The sequence below is a fragment of the Salipiger sp. PrR007 genome, from assembly GCF_010499845.1.
Classification (GTDB): domain Bacteria; phylum Pseudomonadota; class Alphaproteobacteria; order Rhodobacterales; family Rhodobacteraceae; genus Salipiger; species Salipiger pacificus_A.
This window is the reverse complement of sequence record NZ_JAAGOZ010000015.1, coordinates 87,844-106,340: the sequence shown is the minus strand read 5'-3', so window position 1 is coordinate 106,340 and position 18,497 is coordinate 87,844. Positions and strand designations below refer to the sequence as shown.

At 66.6% G+C, this 18,497-nt stretch carries 15 protein-coding genes and 1 pseudogene; 8 read left to right on the top strand and 8 right to left on the bottom strand.

Annotated features, from left to right (window positions below):
- Positions 1–31 precede the first annotated feature (31 nt).
- The 3 genes and pseudogenes from G0Q01_RS06325 (at position 32) to G0Q01_RS06315 (ending at position 4,625) form a co-directional block, all read left to right on the top strand.
- Positions 32–796, top strand: a complete 765-nt coding sequence (locus G0Q01_RS06325; RefSeq protein ID WP_203594920.1) for an amidohydrolase — start codon at positions 32–34, stop codon at positions 794–796.
- A 247-nt stretch (positions 797–1,043) separates the two neighbouring features.
- Positions 1,044–2,521 (top strand): annotated as a pseudogene (locus tag G0Q01_RS06320) (aldehyde dehydrogenase (NADP(+))); the annotation flags it as partial.
- A 496-nt stretch (positions 2,522–3,017) separates the two neighbouring features.
- The gene (locus G0Q01_RS06315; RefSeq protein ID WP_164196823.1) at positions 3,018–4,625 is read left to right on the top strand and encodes an FGGY-family carbohydrate kinase; all 1,608 of its coding nucleotides are present in this window, start codon (positions 3,018–3,020) and stop codon (positions 4,623–4,625) included.
- A gap of 20 nt (positions 4,626–4,645) precedes the next feature.
- Here G0Q01_RS06315 and G0Q01_RS06310 read toward each other — a convergent pair whose 3' ends face one another.
- The 7 genes from G0Q01_RS06310 to G0Q01_RS06280 all read right to left on the bottom strand — a co-directional run bounded on the left by G0Q01_RS06310 (position 4,646) and on the right by G0Q01_RS06280 (position 12,083).
- Positions 4,646–5,683, bottom strand: coding sequence for an aldo/keto reductase (locus G0Q01_RS06310; RefSeq protein WP_164196822.1), 1,038 nt, complete (start codon positions 5,681–5,683; stop codon positions 4,646–4,648).
- 38 nt (positions 5,684–5,721) lie between these two features.
- Entirely contained in the window at positions 5,722–6,357 is a 636-nt protein-coding gene (locus tag G0Q01_RS06305; RefSeq protein WP_164196821.1) for a dihydroxyacetone kinase subunit L, read from the bottom strand.
- 4 nt (positions 6,358–6,361) lie between these two features.
- Positions 6,362–7,363 carry a dihydroxyacetone kinase subunit DhaK gene (locus tag G0Q01_RS06300; protein WP_164213104.1) on the bottom strand — a complete coding sequence of 334 codons (1,002 nt, stop codon included), beginning with the start codon at positions 7,361–7,363 and terminating at the stop codon, positions 6,362–6,364.
- A 4-nt stretch (positions 7,364–7,367) separates the two neighbouring features.
- Positions 7,368–8,432, bottom strand: coding sequence for an ABC transporter permease (locus G0Q01_RS06295; RefSeq protein ID WP_108970391.1), 1,065 nt, complete (start codon positions 8,430–8,432; stop codon positions 7,368–7,370).
- 2 nt (positions 8,433–8,434) lie between these two features.
- Positions 8,435–9,982: a sugar ABC transporter ATP-binding protein gene (locus G0Q01_RS06290; protein WP_164196820.1), complete on the bottom strand. Its 1,548-nt coding sequence runs from the start codon at positions 9,980–9,982 to the stop codon at positions 8,435–8,437.
- A gap of 67 nt (positions 9,983–10,049) precedes the next feature.
- Positions 10,050–11,039 carry a substrate-binding domain-containing protein gene (locus tag G0Q01_RS06285; RefSeq protein ID WP_108970037.1) on the bottom strand — a complete coding sequence of 330 codons (990 nt, stop codon included), beginning with the start codon at positions 11,037–11,039 and terminating at the stop codon, positions 10,050–10,052.
- A 30-nt stretch (positions 11,040–11,069) separates the two neighbouring features.
- Positions 11,070–12,083: an ABC transporter permease gene (locus tag G0Q01_RS06280; protein WP_108970038.1), complete on the bottom strand. Its 1,014-nt coding sequence runs from the start codon at positions 12,081–12,083 to the stop codon at positions 11,070–11,072.
- Between the two features lie 175 nt (positions 12,084–12,258).
- Between G0Q01_RS06280 and G0Q01_RS06275 the strand changes: the two genes are divergently transcribed.
- Positions 12,259–13,305 carry a LacI family DNA-binding transcriptional regulator gene (locus G0Q01_RS06275; protein WP_108970039.1) on the top strand — a complete coding sequence of 349 codons (1,047 nt, stop codon included), beginning with the start codon at positions 12,259–12,261 and terminating at the stop codon, positions 13,303–13,305.
- A gap of 3 nt (positions 13,306–13,308) precedes the next feature.
- On the opposite strand, the gene G0Q01_RS06270 is transcribed toward G0Q01_RS06275, so the two are convergent.
- Entirely contained in the window at positions 13,309–14,322 is a 1,014-nt protein-coding gene (locus G0Q01_RS06270; protein WP_164213103.1) for a LacI family DNA-binding transcriptional regulator, read from the bottom strand.
- 159 nt (positions 14,323–14,481) lie between these two features.
- Here G0Q01_RS06270 and G0Q01_RS06265 point away from each other — a divergent pair, with 159 nt between their 5' ends.
- Genes G0Q01_RS06265 through G0Q01_RS06250 form a run of 4 tightly spaced genes read left to right on the top strand, consistent with a single transcriptional unit; the run spans position 14,482 to position 18,245 of the window.
- The gene (locus tag G0Q01_RS06265) at positions 14,482–15,462 is read left to right on the top strand and encodes a tripartite tricarboxylate transporter substrate binding protein (protein WP_108970041.1); all 981 of its coding nucleotides are present in this window, start codon (positions 14,482–14,484) and stop codon (positions 15,460–15,462) included.
- A gap of 14 nt (positions 15,463–15,476) precedes the next feature.
- Entirely contained in the window at positions 15,477–15,932 is a 456-nt protein-coding gene (locus G0Q01_RS06260) for a tripartite tricarboxylate transporter TctB family protein (protein WP_108970042.1), read from the top strand.
- Positions 15,933–15,942: 10 nt separating this feature from the next.
- Positions 15,943–17,463 carry a tripartite tricarboxylate transporter permease gene (locus tag G0Q01_RS06255; protein WP_164213102.1) on the top strand — a complete coding sequence of 507 codons (1,521 nt, stop codon included), beginning with the start codon at positions 15,943–15,945 and terminating at the stop codon, positions 17,461–17,463.
- On the top strand, positions 17,460–18,245 hold the full coding sequence (locus G0Q01_RS06250) for an HpcH/HpaI aldolase/citrate lyase family protein (RefSeq protein ID WP_164196816.1): 786 nt from the start codon (positions 17,460–17,462) through the stop codon (positions 18,243–18,245). The genes G0Q01_RS06255 and G0Q01_RS06250 overlap by 4 nt, the downstream gene beginning before the upstream one ends.
- Positions 18,246–18,497 lie beyond the last annotated feature (252 nt).

Here is an 18,497-nt window from a genome sequence, read left to right as displayed (position 1 = left end):
CTAGCAGATCGATCGCGGAGACTACGCTTGGATGACGCCGGACCTGACCCCGCTCTTGCGTGACTTCGGGCCCGAAGACCTTGCGCCCCTGATGGCCAAGGCCGGGATCGAACGAACCATTGTCGTGCAGGCAGCGGAGACCGATTTCCTGCTCGAAATCGCCGCCCGGTCCGATTTCGTCGCGGGCGTGGTGGGCTGGCTCGACATGACGTCCCCGGATTTCGCCAGGCGGCTCGAACACTACATGAACCAGCCGAAGTGGGTGGGGCTCCGGCCGATGCTGCAGGAGCACGATCCCACTCTCATCACCTCGGACGCCTTCCGGGCCGCCCTCTCGGAAGTCGCGCGCCGCAGCGTGCCTGTCGACATCCTGACCTTCCCCCGGCATCTGCCGGCGCTCTTGCAGGTGCTGCCCGACGTGCCCGGTCTGCGCGGCGTTGTCGACCATATGTCAAAGCCGGACATGACCACCGGCGAATTCGGGCAATGGGGGCAGGACATCACCCGCATCGCCGCACACCCGAACCTTTCGTGCAAAATCTCGGGCGTGGTGACTGAGGCAGGGGCGGATTGGACCGCAGAACGCATCCGCCCCTTCCTGAGCCACGTGGCACGGGCCTTCGGTCCCAACCGGCTGATTTTCGGAACCGACTGGCCGGTGTGCACGCTCGCCGCGACCCATTCAGAGGTCACCGAACTGGCCTGCGCGCTGCTATCGGACCTCTATACGTCCGAAGACCTCACCAAGATCTTCGAAACCAATGCTGCGGAGTTCTACCGGCTGCCTGCACCCTGATCTGCCCGATACCACGCTTCAATGCTTGGCTTGGGCACAGCGCCTTGCTCAGGCCCTTATCCCGTGGGGTGAACCTCGATAGAAGGCTGGAGTTTGTCGAGACACTCACACGGCGGGGCGTCTCATCACGCGATCACGACGCACATTCCACCGGCAGAGATCCAAACATCAATGCACGAGCAGACGCCGGAAAGGACGTTACCATGCACGGCACGACACGGATCTTCACCCGCACGGCAAACACCTAATCTTAGGCGAATGGATCGCCACCAAAGCGCAATCTTCCTCCCAGGCCGTTACCGGCCCGGTGCACCAGTTCCCCGTCCGCACCCTTGATCTGGTTGATCAGGCCTTCAAGGCCGCCGAAGACGCTACGGCTACGCCAGCGGCGAGAGCAGCGCGAAATTCCTCGAGGCCATCGCCGACGAGATCGAGGTGCGCGGCGAGATGACAACCGAGATTGGCCGTTGGAAAACCGGCCGGCCCGAAGGCCACCTGCAGGGCGAGGGTGGCCGCAGCACCGGCCAGCTGCGTTTGTTCACTGAACGCATCCTGAAGGGCGATTATCTCGACATCCGCCATGATGAGGCTCTGCCCGAACGCCAGCCGCTGCCGCGCCCCGACATCAAACTGGTGCATCGCCCGACCGGCCTGGTTGCCGTCATTGGTGCCTCGAACTTCCCGCTCGCTTTCTCCACTTCGGGTGGTGACACCGCTGCCGCGCTGGCCGCGGGCTGCCCTTGGTCGTCAGGGGCCACGGCGCGCACCCCGGCACCGGCGAAATCGTCGCAGAAGCGATCCTCGCCGCGATCGAGAAGACTGGCATGCCCAAGGGCGTCTTCCCGCTGGTGCAGGGCGGCAAGCGCGACGTCGGTCAGGCGCTGGTGCAGCACCCGCTGATCAACGCCGTGGTTTTCACCGGCTCGCTGGGCGGCGGTCGCGCGGTGTTTGATCTCTGCGCGCAGCGCGACGTGCCGATCCCCTTCTTCGGTGAGCTGGGCTCGGTGAACCCGATGTTCATGCACCCCGAGGCGATGAAAGCGCGCGGCGCTGACATCGGCACCGGTTGGGCCGGCTCGCTCACCATGGGCGCCGGCCATTTCTGCACCAACCCCGGCATCGCGGTGGTCGAAACCGGTCCCGAGGGCGACGTTTTCGTGGCCGCGGCTGCCGCGGCGCTGAAGGGCGTCACCACCCAGTGCATGCTCACCGATGGTATTACGCAGACCTATAAGGACGGCAAGTCGCGCTTCGATGGCCGCAATGCCGTGAAACCGTGCAGCCGGTGCTTGTCACCGACAGCGAGGGCCGCAACGCGCTGCCCAACCTTTTCGAGACCGACGCCGCCAATTACCTGCAGGGCCACGCGCTTGACGAAGAGGTCTTCGGCCCGCTCGGCCTAGTGGAGCGTGTTTCGGGTCCGGACGAAATGAACCAACTGGCGCGCGGCTTCGAAGGCCAGTTCACCGCGACGCTCCATATGGACGAGGGGGACACCGCCCCGGCGCAGCGCCTGATGCCGGTGCTCGAGCGCAAGGCGGGCCGGCTGTTGATCAACGGTTCCCCACCGGCGTCGCGGTCCGCGAGGCGATGGTGCAGGGCGGCCCGTACCCGGCCCCGACCAACTTCGACGCGACCTCGGTCGGCACCATGTCGATCCGCCGCTTCCTGCGCCCGGTCAGCTATCACAACCTGCCCGATGCGCTGCTGCCGGTCGATCTGAGTGCAGTCAGCGATATTATCGCTTGCTCAGTCCTTGCAGAATGCACAGTGAACCATCCCTGTGACTCACAAATCAGGGAACATTCGTTGCCACGGACCGAGCCATCAGAGAATTGAACGCGCGACCGTCTTCGACTTGGCTCCGAGGCGCTCCGTTCCGCCGTCTGGGCGCCGGCTGCGCGCGAGCCCTAATCCGGTATTTGGGAGCGTAAGGCAAAAACGTGTGCTTCAAACCTGCCGTCAGGTGCCACTCCAAGGGAGTCGCGGGACGGCAACTCTCAGAAGGCCACAATCAGCGAAAACCCAAAGCAAAAAGGGTCAAACCTTCATAACGCAGGAGCTGAGCTTCCTTGTCATCACGATCGCAAGCGAGCATGGTGTCCACTCTGAGGCGTCGCCCGCCAACGCGAAGATCTCCACGTTTCTAGCGCGTCGGACACTTCGGAACTCGCGAGACCAACTGTATTACGGCTCCAGCAAGGCGGCGTAGGGAGGCCAGATGACGTTTATCGGTATCGACGTGGGAACCGGCAGTGCGCGCGCCGGGGTGTTCGACGAGCGCGGAACGCTGCTCGCCGCCAGCGGGCGCGAGATCACAATGTGGCGTCCCCGTCCTGGCTGGGCACAGCAGAGCAGCGCCGATATCTGGGAGTCGATCTGCGCCGCAGTGCGCGAGGCGGTCGCGGCCTCGGGCGTCCGGCCGGAGGAGGTCGCAGGACTCGGCTTCGACGCCACCTGCTCGCTGGTGCTGGCGGATGCCGCGGACCGGCCCGTCTCGATCGGCCCGGAGGGCGCGGCCGGGCAGGACGTGATCGTCTGGATGGATCACCGGGCGCTCTCGGATGCCGAGGAGATCAACGCCATCGGCGGCGCACCGCTGCGCCACGTCGGCGAGGTGATCAGCCCCGAGATGCAGATGCCCAAGCTGCGCTGGCTCCAGCGCGAGATGCCGCACCGCTTCGCCCGCGCAGCGCACCTGTGGGATCTGCCCGACTGGCTGGTCTGGCGCGCCTGCGGCAGCCGGGCGCGCTCGCTCTGCTCGCTGGTCTGCAAGTGGACCTATCTCGGCCATCTCGGGCTTGAAGGCGAGGGTTGGGATGACGACTTCCTTTCGACGATCGGCCTCGACGCGCTGACCGGCCCCGAGGGCCACGCGCGCATCGGCACCGAGATCGCCACCCCCGGCACCCGGCTCGGCGGGCTGACGGCGCTGGCCGCGGCCGAGCTTGGCCTGCCCGAGGGCATCGCGGTCGGCGCGAGCCTCATCGACGCCTATGCCGGGGCGCTTGGCACGCTGGGTGCGGGTGCCGCGCAGAGCCTCGCAATGATCGCCGGGACCTCGACCTGCCACATCGCGGTGACCGCCGAGCCCGCCTATGTGCCGGGCGTCTGGGGGCCCTATTTCGGCGCGCTTCTGCCCGGGCTATGGGTCAACGAGGGCGGGCAGTCTGCGGCCGGGGCACTCATTGACGCCCTCCTCGCCCGCCATGGTGCCTATCCTTCGCTGAGAGCCGAAGCCTTGGCCGCGGGCCGGCACCCCGCCACCTTGCTCGATGCCCGGCTCTCCGAGATGGCAGAGGATACGGCCACGCTCACCCGTTCGCGCCACGTCCAGCCCGACGCGCATGGCAACCGCTCGCCGCTGGCCGCGCCCTGGCGCAGGGGCGGCATCGACGGAATCACGCTCGACACCGGGCGCGACGATCTCGCGCTCGACTACCTCGCGACGCTGCAGGCGCTCGCCTACGGCACGCGGCACATCCTGGAAGAGATGCGCGCCGCCGGGGCCGCGATCGACAGCATTGTTGTCTCGGGCGGGCTGGCGAAGAACGCGCTCTACCTGCGCGAGACGGCGGATGCCTGCGGTGTCCCGGTGATCGTCCCGGAGGCCCGCGAGCCGGTGCTTCTCGGCTCGGCCATGCTCGGCGCAGTAGCGGCTGGGGCGCAGCGCTCGCTCGCCGAGGCGATGCGCGCCATGGCCCCCGCGGTGGAAGAAATCGCGCCGCGGGGTGGTGCAATTGCCGCCTACCATGACGCAAAGTACCGCGTGTTCCGCCGGATGCAGGCGGATCACGCGGCCTATCGCGAGATAATGGCGGCGGGGTGAAATCCCCTCGCCCTGCCGGGTCACCCGTGCAGGGCGCGCTCGGGCCCCGCGAAACGGGCCCTGGCGAACTGCGCCTGGTGCCAGTGCGGATAGATCAACGGCGGGCGGCTCACCGCGTCGATGCGGGCGAGTTCGTCGTCGCTGAGATCCACGTCGAGCGCGCGCAGGTTGCGCTGCATCTGTTCTGGCGCGCTGGCACCGACCACCAGCGAGGCCACCGCCGGACGGCCCAGCGTCCAGGCCAGCGCCACCTGCGCCGCCTCGACCTCATGCGCGGAACCGATCTCGGCCAGCACGTCGACGATGTTCCACAGCCGATCCCAGTCGCGGATCGGCGGCTCGGTCCAGCCTTTCGCCTGCCGGCTGCCCTCGGCGAAACCGTCGCGGCGGTGCTTGCCGCTGAGCAGCCCGGCGGCGAGCGGGCTCCAGACCGTCACCCCCAGCCCCTGGTCGAGAGAGATCGGCAGCAGCTCGTATTCCGCCTCGCGCGCCTCGACGGTGTAATGGATCTGCTGGGTGACAAATCGCGTCAGATTGTGTCGCTCCGAGGCCATCAGCGCCTTCATCAGCTGCCAGCCAGTGTAGTTCGAGCAGCCGGCGTAGCGGATCTTGCCCTGCCGGGTCAGCGTGTCGAGCGCCTCCATGGTCTCCTCGACCGGGGTCAGCCCGTCCCATTCGTGGATGTGGTAGATGTCGATGTGGTCGGTGCACAGCCGTTTCAGGCTGCGCTCGCACTCGCGGATCAGGTGCCAGCGGCTGGCGCCCTCGTCGTTCGGCCCGTCCCCGATGCGCATCCGCGCCTTGGACGAGATCAGCACCCTCTCGCGCCGCCCCTCGAGCGCCGCGCCGAGGATCTCCTCGGCCAGACCCGTCGAGTACATGTTGGCTGTATCGAGCAGATTGATGCCGTGATCGAGGCAGGTGTCGATGAGCCTTTGCGCCTCGGGCACCCCCTGCGCGCCCACCATGCCGAAATCGCCCTTGCCGCCGAAGGTGAAGCTGCCCATGGCGAGCGCCGAAACCCTCAGCCCGCTGCGTCCGAGTTGCCTGTAATGCATGTTGTCTCCTTCTGTGCGTCGCGGTCGTGGCGGCTGGCTCAGCCCTGCGCCGCATCCCGTGCCACGTCGCGCATGACCTCGATAAGGATCAGCGCCACGGTGCCGCCGGCATCCGGCAGGCCGCGCGATTTTTCCTGGAAGGCCGCCGCTTTGCCGTGCTGCGCAACCATCAGCTTGGTCGCTTCCAGCGCTTCTTCCGCGGCCTCTGCCGCGGCCTCCAGCGCCCCAGAAAGACCCACGTCGCTGCCCTCGAGCGCGGCGGCGATCGGGTCGAGCACGTCGAGTACCGTCTTGTCGCCGAGCTGCGCCTTGCCGCGCTGCGCCACACCGTCCGCATAGGCGCGCCAGAAGGCAGCCGCCTCGGCGGTGCCGAACTGCTCGGCGCCCTCCAGCGCCTTGAAGCCGCGCAGGAAACCGGTGGCCATCAACGTGCCCATGGTCGAGGGCGCGGCCTTGGCCAGCGCCGCCCCCGCCGCCTTCATCTGCCCGGCGACGGACGCGCCCTCGAGCCCCTGCACCGCCTCGTTGGCGGCGGCAAAGCCCTTGGACATGGTGATCCCGAGATCGCTGTCGCCGACCTTGCCGTCGAGCGCGATCAGCGCCTCGCGCTCGGCCGCGAAGCGCTCGGCCCAGGCGGTGTAGAGCGAGCGCATCTGCTCCGCAGTCAGTGCCATGGTCTTATCCCTTGATGTGCTTGAAGAACGGCGTGTTCGCCGGCTCGGCAATCAGCGGCTCCAGCTCGTCGTCGAGGTGCAGCACCGAGATCGACGCCCCGGCCATCTCCATCGACGTGGCAAACTCGCCGAGCCAGCAATGGCGGATCCTCACGCCGCGCTCCTCCATCAGGATCGAGACCCGGCGGAACAGGACGTAGAGTTCCTCGAGCGGCGTGCCGCCGAGGCCGTTGAGCAGGACGGCCACCTCGTCGCCGGAATTGTAGTCGGTCTCGGCGAAGATCTTCGCCATCATCGTGTCGACCACCTCGTCGGCGGGCTTGATCGTCTCGCGCGAGATACCCGGCTCGCCATGGATGCCCATGCCGATCTCCATCTCGTTCTCGCCGATCTCGAAACCGGGCTTGCCCACCTCGGGCACGATGCAGGGCGAGAGAGCTACCCCCATGGTGCGGGTGCGGGCGCGGGCCTTGTCGGCGATGCGGGCGACCTCTTCGAGCGGCAGCATCCGAGCCGCCGCCGCGCCGGCGGCCTTGTAGAGAAAGAAGATCCCGGCCACGCCGCGGCGCTTGTGCTCTTCGCCGACCACCGAGGAGGCGACATCGTCATTGCCCACCACGGTGCGGGTCGCGATGTCCTCCAGCTCGGCCAGCTCGCCGGCCATGTCGAAGTTCATGATGTCACCGGTGTAGTTGCCGTAGAGGTAGAGCACCCCGGCGCCCTGGTCGACGTATTTGGTCACCTCGAGGATCTGGTCCGAGCTCGGCGACTGGAACACCCCGCCCACGGCGCAGCCGTCGAGCATGGTCTCGCCGACGAAGCCGAGGAAAGTCGGCAGGTGTCCCGAGCCGCCGCCGGTGACGATGCCCACCTTGCCGGGCACGGGATTGGCGGTCACGTAGCAGCGCAAGTCGCCTGCGGCATAGGTCACTTCAGGGTGGGCGCGGTAGATGCCGTCGAGCATCTCGTCGACGAAGGCCTCGGGATTGTTGAGAAACTTCTTCATGGGCTCACTTCCGGGTTCGGGATTGCAGTTTACGGCGGCGGGTCACGAAGAAGGCCGCGGCGAGAAGGATGAAGGCGCCGACCACGACGCGCTGCCAGGTCGAGGGGATGCCCACCAGCACCAGCACGTTATTGACTACGGTGATCAGCAGCACGCCCGTGACGGTGCCTAAGACCGAGCCGGTGCCGCCGGTGATCCGCGCCCCGCCCAGCACCACGGCGGCGATCACGCCGATCTCGGTCCCCACGAGGTCGAAGGGATTGGCCATGCGGTTGGCGCAGACGTGCACGATCCCCGCCAGCCCGGCGAGCCCGCCAGCGAATGCGAAGACGAAGAGATGCACCCGGCGCTGGTCGTAGCCGAGCCGAGCCGCCACCTCGGGGTTGCCGCCGGTGGCAAATATCGCGCGGCCCATCAGCGTGCGGTTGAAGATCACCCAAGTCAGCAGCGCGGCGGCCGGGAAGACCAGGAAATACCAGGGCAGCGTCACCGTCGCGCCGTTCGCGGTGGTGACGTCGAACATCGAGGCCTTGCCGAAGGCGACCATCTGCGGCGGCAGCTCCATCAGCCAGACCGTGCCGACAAAGGCCAGCAGGATGCCTCGGAACAGGTATTGCGTGCCGATGGTGACGATCAGCGCCGCCACCTTGAGGCCGTGCACCAGCCAGCCGTTGACCGCCCCGAGCATGGTGCCGCCGAGCACGGCGATGACCAGGATTGCCGCCATCGGCAGCCCCGGCGCGACCTTCAGCACGAAGAGCGTCAGCGAGTACATGGTGAGCGCCGCGATTGCGGTGAAGCTGACGTCGATACCCCCCGCCGCGAGGATCGCGAAGACCCCCAGCGCGAAGAGCCCGGTGACCACCGAGGCGCGCCCCATGTCGATCAGCGAAGTCGGCGACAGGAAGGCCGGGTTGATCACCGCCACTGTGACGCAGATGGCGATCAGCAGGCACAGGCTGACCAGTTCCGGACGGCGCGCGAAGGTCTCGGCGATACCCGGGCGGCGGCGGGCCGCGGCCTCGGCGGTCTCTGTCGTGTCTGCGGTATCGAGGGAAGATTGGGTCATGGTCATTCAGCGGCCTCCAGCTGGGAGGCGAGCATTGCCTGGTAGATGTCGTCTTCGCTGGCGGTCGCACCGGCGACCTCGGCCGCGACCCTCCCGGCGTTCATCACCAGGATGCGGTCGCAGTTCTGCAGCAGCTCGGGCAGGTCGTCCGAGACGATGATCAGCCCGATGCCGCGCTCGGCCATGGCTTGGATGGCGCGATAGATCGTGTCCTTCGAGCCCACGTCGACGCCCACGGTCGGCCCGTGCAGGACCAGCAGGCGCGGCTCGATGCTGAGCCAACGGCCGATCAGCACCCGCTGCTGGTTGCCGCCCGAGAGCGTCCCCACAGGCAGGTCGATGTCGGAGGTGTTGAGCTGCATCTCTTCCGAGATGCGCCGCGCGGCGGCGCGGGCCTTGCTACGATCGACGGTGCCGAGCGGTCCGAGGATGCGGTCGAGGATCAGCGTCACCTCGTTGTCGAGGATCGATTTCTCGATGAACAGCCCCTCGCCCAGCCGGTCCTCGGGCACGTAGCCGATGCCAAGCTCGATGGATTGCGCGGGCGTGTCGATGCGCACCGGCGCGCCGGCCATGCTGACCCGCCCGTCGGTGATCGCGCGATGCCCCGACAGCGCCAGCGCCAGCTCGTTGCGGCCCGAGTCCGACAGGCCGGTCACGCCGAGGATCTCGCCCTTGTGCAGCACCGTGCTGACCCCCTGGAAGGCCTCGTCCGAACCGAGCCCCTCGAGGCGCAGCAGCTCCTCGCCCGAGGGCGCGCCCGAACGGTAGCGCCGTGCCTCGATCTCGCGCCCGGTCATCAGCGCGCTGAGCTGGCTGCGGCTGTAATCCTCGATCGGCCCCTGCGCCACGCATAGCCCGTCGCGGAAGACGATGGCCTGGCCGCCGATGCGGTAGCATTCCTCGAGCTTGTGGGTGACGAAGAGCACCGCGACATTCTGTGCGCGCAGCCGGCCGACCACCTCGATCAGCGTCTCCACCTCGTGCCGCGTGAGCGAGGTCGTCGGCTCGTCCATGATCACCAGCCGCGCGTCCTGGGCAATGGCGCGGGCGATGGCGACACGCTGACGGATCGCCAGCGGCAGGTCCGACACGCGGGTGCCCAGCAGCGTCCGGGTCGGCTCCAGGCCGACCTCGCGCAGCGCCTTGGCCGCGGTCTCGCCCAGCTTGCCGCGGTCGAGCCAGCGCAGCATCCGGCCGTGCCCGCCGACCAGCTGTTCGCCAAGCGCGACGTTCTCGGCGACCGTCAGGTTCGGCAGCAGCGAGAGGTCCTGGTAGACGGTCTCGATCCCCGCCTCGAGCGCCATGATCGGGCTCAGCGCGGCGTGGTGCACCCCGTCGAGCAGGATGTCGCCCTCGGTCGGCGCATGGGCGCCGGACATGATCTTGATGACCGTGCTCTTGCCGCAGCCGTTCTCGCCCAGCAGGTGGTAGGCCTCGCCGGCGCGCAGGGTCAGATCGACCCCGCGCAGCGCGTGCACGCCGCCGAACCGCTTGTGGATGCCGCGCAGCTCGAGAAACGGCTGATCCTGAAGATCGCTGTGGGTCACGGGAAATGCGCCTCTTGATCGGATGTGTCCGAGGGCGCGGTCAGGCGCCCCCGTGCGCAGGGCAACCTCAGAAGAGGTAGTCCTTGTAGGTGTCCTTGTCGGCCAGCACCATGCCGTTGCCGATCAGCAGCTTGCCGTCGCCCGGGCCATCCTTGAGCGTCACGCTCTCATAGCCCTCGACGCCGAGATCCATGCCATCGGAGAGCTCGCCGCCCTCGAGCAGCAGCTTGGCCACGGCGTTCATCGCCATTCCGGCCTTCTGCGGATCCCAGAAGCCGATCGCGGTGATCGCGCCGCTGTCGAGATAGGCCGCCGAGGGGTTCGGCAGACCGGTGCCGACGAGGCAGACCTGATCGGTCAGACCGGCCTCCTCGATGGCGCGGCCCACGCCCAGCACATCGTTGCCCGCCGAGGTCTGGAAACCCTTGATGTCGGGATGCTTGCGCAGCACTTCCTTGGCCTTCTCATAGGTGCCGTTGGCGTCGTCAAAGCTCTCGTTGTTGGGATCGACCAGTTCCATGCCTGGGTACTTCTTGGCATTCTCCTCGCCGGCACCGACCCATTGCATGTGGGTGCGGCTGCCCAGCGAGCCGACGAAGGTGGTCCACTTGCCCTCGCCGCCCATGCAGTCCGCCAGACGCTCGTTCAGCGCTGCGCCATACTCGGCGTTGTCGAAGGCCTCGACATCCACCATCGTGTTCATCTGGTTGTCGGCCTCGTGGGTCACGATGATCGTGCCGCGATCCATGGCACGCTTGAAGATGCCTTCGAGGATTGCCGGGTCCATCGGCACCACCGCCAGCGCGTCGGTGCCCTTGGCAATGAGATCCTGCACGATCTGCAGCTGCTGGGCGCTGTCCGCCTGCGCCGGGCCGACCTGGCTGATGGTCATGTCAGGGTTCTGCTCGGCAAAGAGCTCCACCCCGGTCTCCATCCGGTCGAACCACGGAATGCCGCTGATCTTGACCACCGTGGTGATCGTGCCCTCGGCCATCGCGGCGCTAGCGGCGGTGACCATCAGGGCCGCGGCGCAGCCCAGTTTGAACGTCTTCTTCATGGTATACTCCTCCCTAGAGTTCCCTCGTACTCAGACCTTCGACGCGCGAGGGACCCGCGCCGAAGTTATCCCAGCGGCCAGCCTCTCGATGAGTTCGAACCGCCCCACCGCGAGGAAGGCGAGCAGCAGCGCGCCCCAGGCGAAGTCGCGGACGAAGTTCGACAGGCCGATGAAATTCAGAAGGCTCGACAGCAGCTGCAGCACCACGGCCGAGAGCACGACGCAGAACACCCGCCCGTAGCCGCCCTCGGGCCGTACCCCGGCCATCACCGCGATCAGGATCGCGATCAGCAGGTAGCTGGTGCCATAGTCCCACTTCACGTTGACGTTGCGCGCGGCGATGATCACCCCCGACAACCCCGCCAGCGCGCCGGACAGCGTATAGGTGACGGTAAAGACGGTGTTCTTCGAGAAGCCGCTGAAGTCCGCCGCACGCGCGTTGGCACCGGTGAGCATGAGCCGCATCCCGAAGGGGGTGAAGCGCAGCACCCCGCCCAGCACCAGCGCCACGCCCAGGAAGATCAGGAAGCCGTAGGGCACGCCGAGGATAACCCCGTTGCCCAGCTCGTAAAGCGGGTCCGGCGAGCCGATGGTCACCGACCGCCCGTCCGAGAAGACCACCGCCAGCCCGGTGAACAGCATCTGCGTGCCCAGCGTGCAGAGGATCGGCGTAATCCCCAGACGCGAGATGATCAGCCCGTTCAGCAGCCCGCCGAGTGCCCCCACCACGAGCGCACCGAAGGCGAAGGCGAGGGTGAAGGCCCAGGGCGCCTCGTAGGCCGAGAAGAGCTGCGTCGCCACCAGCCCCGACGCCACGCCCGACAGGTTCGCCAGCGCGATGCCCGACAGGTCGATCCCGCCGTTGCCGGCGCACATGGCCAGCATCACGCCGATCGCCAGAAGCCCGATCTCGGGCACCTGGGTCGCCATGGACTGCAGGTTGAACAGGGACAGGTAGGTACCGCCCGAGGCGACTCCGCCGATCGCCAGCAAGACGATCACGAGCACCCAAAGAATTGCCAGGCGGCCATCTAGCTTACGCATCCTCTCCTCCTAGGATTTAGTAAACTTACCCTTGATTTAGTAAATCGCTAACAAATAATTCAGGAGCGTTCAATAGTCTTTCCGTTGCAGTCACGAAGGCGTTCTGTCTTGAACATTCCTGCGTTCGGAACGATGTTTACTAAACAACACCAGCGCCAGGGGCCCGCGACAAACCATGACAAAACAAGAGAAAAAGCCGGTCACCCTGCGTCAGGTCGCCGAATGTGCCGGGGTTTCCGCCGCCACCGCCTCGCTGGTTCTGAACGGCAAGGGCGACATCTCGGAGGCGACTCGCCAGCGGGTGCTGAGCGCCGTGCGGCAGATGAAATACAAGCCCCGCAACGGCCGCACGCGCCCCGATTCCGTCAACACGCTGCGCTTTCTCAAAATCGCCCGCCACGGCCACACGGTGAACCGCGACCACAATCACTTCATCTCCGACTACATCGACGGCATGTCCTACGAGGCGACCCGCCGGGACTATTCGCTGCAGGTCGAGAGCTTCGAGGGCACCGACGTGGACAAGATCGCCGAGTCCCTGCGCTCGGGCGACCTGCGCGGAGCGGTGATCCTCGGCACCGAGCTGACCAAGGAAGAGGTGCAGTGCCTCGCCCGCGCGCCCCTGCCGGTCGTGTTCATCGACACCTACCACCCGCTGCTCGACCTCAGCTTCGTCGACATGGACAACGACCAGGCGGTCTTCGCGTTGCTGCGCCACCTCGCCGGGCGCGGCTTCCGGCGCATCGGCATGGTGGCCAGCCACACCGCGGTGACCAATTTCGCGCTGCGCCACGACGCCTTCCTGCGCGGCATGGCGGCGCTGGGGCTCGAGGCGGACGAGACGCTGATCCTATCGGTGGATTCGACGCTCGAGGGCGCCTACAGCGACGGACTCGCCCAGCTTGCTGCCGCCCCGCGCGTGGCCGAGGCCTATTTCTGCGCCAATGACATGATCGCCTTCGGCTTCATTAAGGCGCTGCGCGAGCACGGGCTGCGCATCCCGGAGGATGTCTCGGTCGTGGGGTTCGACAACCTGCCGATGAGTGCAATGAGCGAGCCCGCCCTTAGCACCATCGAGGTGCCGAAGCGCCGCATCGGCGCGATGGCGGTGCGCCTGCTCGACGACATGCTGATCGCCACCGCGCCGGAGCCCGCCACCAAGGTGCTGATCAGCGGCGCGCTCGTCGGCCGCGAAAGCGTCGGGACTCCAAGCGGCGACTGAGGATCAGCGCGGCGCGGGTCCGACCGTGCCGCGGCGGATGAGCGCCGGGGGCAGCACCGAGACCTGCGCCGGGGACTCCCCGAGCAGGCAGCGCGCCGCGGCGCGGCCGATCTCGGACTTGTCCACCGCCACCGTCGTCAGCCCGGGCCAGGTAAACGCCGCCTCGTCCATGTCGTCGCAGCCGATCAGCGACACCTCCCGCCCCGGCTCGAGCCCCAGTTCGCGGATCGCGGCCAGCACCCCGAAGGCCACCAGGTCGCTGAAGCAGACCAGCCCGGTCGGGGCGTCGGTTTCCCGCAGCAGGTCGAGCGCTGCCGATCGCCCGAAGGCCCGGCTCGTCGGCCCGTGACGGACCAGCGGCGGCGGCAGCCCGGCCTCCGTAAGCGCGGCGCGGAAGCCGCCAAACCGCCCGCGCGCGGTCGAGGTGTCCTGCCCGCCGCCGATCCAGCCGATGCGCCGATGCCCCGCCTCGATCATGCACTCTGCCGCCAGCCGCCCGGCAAGCGGGTCATCGTTGACGAACTGCGGCAGCGCCACCCCCTCGACCTGCCGCGAGAAGATCGCCGTGGGCACGATCGGCGTCGCCCCGGGTCCACGCGGCAGCAGCACGTCGAGATCGGTGGGGCCAGTGCCGTGTACCGGGCAGAGCACGATCCCGCCCACCCCATGCTCGAGCGCAGTCTGCAGGAAGCGCCGTTGTTGATCGAGGCTCTCGCGCGCGACGCCGAGAAAGACTTTGCGGTCGCGGGTGCAGAGCTCGTCCTCGATCTGCACGAGGAACTCGTTGAACACCGGGTTGGACAGGTCGCTGAGGCAGACCGCGACGAGGTGGCTCTCGGCTCGGCGCAGGTCGGCGGCGGCGCGGTTGTAGATGTATCCGAGCCGCACTGCGGCCTGGCGCACCGACTCGGCCGTGGCGGCAGGAATCCGGGGATGCGCGCGCAGCGCAAGCGAGACGGAGGACACCGATAGCCCCAGCTCCTCGGCGATGTCGCGCAGCGTCGTTCTTTTTGTCATGCCATTCCCGCCTTTATTCCTTCAGTATCCGCGCGCTTTCGCCGAACCAATCAAAAAATGCTTAGTCAAACGATTGACTAGAGATGGTATACCATGGTCCAACTATCCCCGGGCACTGTCGGAGGATGCTTTGGGGCAGTGCATCAATGGGAGGATTACATGTACAGATTTGCACGGGTGGCCGTTTGCGCCGCCGCCATTGCCACGTCCGGAACCGCGGTGCTTGCGCAGGACAGCTGCGATTGGAAACCCGACCGCGCGGTCACCTACATCGTGCCCTGGGGCGCAGGTGGCGGCACCGATGCCAACTCGCGGATGCTGGCGAGTCTTCTTGAGAAGTCCTGGGGCGTGCCGTTCAACGTGGTGAACCGCACCGGCGGGAACGGCGTCACCGGTCACTCGGCGATCTCGCGCGCCGAGCCCGACGGCTACACGGTTGGCGCTGTCACGGTCGAGATCAACACCATGCACTGGGTTGGCCTGACCGAGATGACCTACGAAGACGTCACCCCTATCGCGCTGATCGACATCGTCCCCGCCTCGGTTCTGGTAGGCAAGAAGAGCCCGTTTGGTACTGTCAACGAACTGCTCGACTATGCGCGAGAGAACCCTGGCGAGCTGACCGGCTCGGGCACGTCCCTCGGGGGCATTTGGCACCTGGCCCTGGCCGGGATGCTGAACGCCGAGGGGATGGCCCCCGACGCGATCCGCTGGATTCCCTCGCAGGGCGCCGCCCCGGCGCTGCAGGAACTGGTCGCGGGCGGCGTCGACGTCGCCACCCCCGCCCTGTCCGAGGGCAAGACGCTCGTAGAGTCCGACGAGGTCAAGGCGCTGGCCTACATGCACCACAGCCCGATGGAGGCGCTGCCCGATGTTCCGCTGACCTCCGAGGCTCTCGAAAGCGGCTGGACCCTTGCGGCCTACATATCCATCTCCGGTCCCGATGGGATGCCCGCGAACATCGTGTGCTCCTATGAAAAGGCTGTGGCTGAAGTCGTCGCCTCGCAGGAGTGGGCCGACTTCAAGGCCAGCCGCGGCGCCGAGGTGGTCGACATGGGCGCGGAAGATCTCGCCGCGTACATGCAGCAGCAGGACGCAGCGCTCGGCGAGGTGATCCAGGCCGTCGGCCTCGCCAAGTAAGCGGGCCGGGACAAATGACTGCAACACGGGACATCGTGACGGGGGCGGCGCTTGTCGCCCTCGGCACACTGATGATCTGGATCGCCTCGGGCTTTCCGCAGATCGGCGCCATGGCTTTTGGCCCCGACCTCTTTCCGCGCATAATCGCCTCAGGGCTGATCCTGTCGGGGCTCGGCATCCTTCTCGAGGCGGCGCGCGGCATCGCCCCGGCAAGCGAAGGAAGTCGCCTTCAGGCGCTGCCGATCCTGATCTTGCTGGCGTTGGTGGCCGCCTTCGCGGTCCTGTTGCCGGTTCTCGGATTTCACATCGCTGCGGCACTGGCGCTGCTCATTGCGGTGTGGGTTTTTGGTGGCGGCTGGCCAATCGCGACTGCCGTGGCGCTGCTCGCGCCCATCGTCCTGCATTTCGTGTTCTACAGCGTACTGCGGGTGCCGCTGCCATGGGGCCCACTAACCCAGGTGGCCTGGTAGGGGACTGGTCATGGACATTTTTGCGATCTTCACCGCCGTGCTTGAACCGCACCTCATGGCGACGGTTCTGCTGTGCACGCTCTACGGCGCCTTCGTCGGCTCGATGCCCGGGCTCACCGCTACCATGGCGGTCGCGTTGCTGGTCCCCTTCACCTATTTCATGGGCCCGGCGCAGGCGGTGGCGGCCATCGTCGCCACCACCACCACCGCAATCTTCGCTGGCGATATCTCGGGGGCGCTGCTCAAGATGCCCGGCACTCCCGCCTCGGCAGCCTATGTCGAGGACAGCTACGCGCTGGCCCAATCCGGCAAGCCACGCACCACGCTGTTCGTCTCACTGTTTGCCGGGGTCCTCGGCGGTATCATCGGGGTGATCCTGCTTGCCTTAGCGACACCACAGCTCGCCCGGCTCTCCGCCAGCTTCTCAAGCGACGAAGCGTTCTGGCTGGCGACGCTGGGGCTTAGCTGCGCAGTCTTCGTCGGCGGTGCATCGGTGGCACGCAACTTCGCATCGCTTTTCATAGGACTCGCTATTGCCACGGTCGGCATCGACGTCGCCGTGGGCCATCCGCGCTACACGTTCGGGCTCATGGATCTCTACGACGGTGTCAGCTTCATCCCGGCGATGATTGGCCTCTTTGCGCTGTCCGAACTCCTGCGCAATGCCGGTTCGGGCGAAGAGACCAAGCTGCGACGGATCAAGATCGAGCCACTCAGCGCGGCCCTGTGCGGCGCGCTGCACGAGATCCGCACCCGCTGGGTTTCAGTGATGCGCTCGGGGCTCGGCGGTACAGTAGTTGGCGCTCTGCCCGGTGCGGGCGCCGACGTGGCCGCGTGGATCGCCTACGCCCTGTCGCGGCGGTTCTCGCGCACTCCGGAGAAATTTGGCAAGGGCCATCTCGAGGGGATCGTTGACGGCGGAGCCGCGAACAACGCCGCCGTGGCGGGTGCATGGACCCCGGCGCTGGTATTTGGCATCCCCGGCGACAGCGTAACCGCCATCGCGATCGGCGTGCTGCTGATGAAGGGCCTCACGCCCGGTCCGGATATCTTCACCACCGATGCCAACCTCGTCTACACGATCTTCGGCGCCTTCTTCATGGCCAACCTGCTGATGCTGCTTACCGGCGGACTAGCAGTCACCCTAGCAACCTACCTTCTGCGCATCCCTCGCGCCGTGTTAATGCCGCTGGTGCTCATGCTCTCACTTATAGGCGCCTATGCCATCATGGGCAGCACGATGGCGATTTGGATCGTCCTGGTTCTCGGACTGCTCGGCTTCGTCATGGCCTGGGCGCAGATCCCGCTCGCCCCGGCGATCCTCGGCATCGTTCTCGGCAAGGTGGTCGAGGGCAACTTCATGGTATCGATGATGAAAGCGCAGGGCGATCTTACAGGCTTCTTCGAGCGCGGCACCGCCGCAGTGCTGGGCGCAATTACCCTCCTCGTGTGGGGCCTGCTGCTGCTCCGGGCGGCGCTCGAGATCATTGGCAAACGTTCTTCACATTCTGAAAGGGAAGCAAATTCATGACTGGCAAGAACAAGCTCAAGGCGCGGCTCCAGGCCGGCGAAACCGTCACCGCCGCGTGGCTCGAGTTTGGTACTCCCGAGGTGGCAGAACTTCTCGTGCACACCGGCTGGGACGTGGTGGTGATCGACTGCGAACACGGAACCGCTGGGCTCGAGGAAGGGCTCGGACTGATCAGGGCCGTTGAGGCCGCGGGCGGACAGGCTATCGTTCGCGTCCCCGATTGCTCGGAGGCTACGCTGAAACGTGCGCTCGACCGCGGCGCGCGTTCGCTCATGGTGCCGATGGTGAGCTCTGCGGCCATGGCGCGCGACATTGCTGCCTTCTGCCAGTATTCCCCCCGCGGTCGTCGGGGCTATGCAGCCCCTATCGTCCGCGCCTCGGACTACGGCAAGCGTACAGACTACGCCAAGACCGCTCATGACGAGCTGCTGATCATGGCGCAGATTGAGCATGTCGACACGGTACGCGAGGTCGCCGAGATCGCGGGCATCGAGGGTATCGACATGGCCTTCGTCGGACCCAATGATTTCGCCGCATCAATGGACCATCTCGAGGACATGACCCACCCCGACGTCCAAGGCCAGATCGCTGAGGTCGAGAAAGTGGCGCGCGCCGGAGGGCTGATGCTAGGAACAATCGTCGGCGCAGGCCGCAGCTATGCCGACCTGCGGGAAGCGGGCTATAGCTTTATTGTTGGGCCGAACGACATCAGCCTGCTGGCCGCGGCGTCGCGCGCCGCGCGGGCCGAAAGCGAAATGAACCTTGGTTGCCGAGGCAGTTGAGCCGACTGACTTGTGAATTCCGAAGTAAACACTGGCTATGAAGTACTACGGGAGTCCCGGCGAAGTGCACTGAATTTCCTAACGGATATGCTCAAGAGGGCCTTCGCCGACCTCGAGGCCACTTTCTTCGATCAGATGCCGAACCCCGGCTTCCATCGGAGATGGTTAGGAGAGTAGCCTCACGTCTGATTGGTTCGAATTTGTAGTAGCGCAAATTTGGGCGAGACAGGCAAACAGAACCAAGGAAGGGCC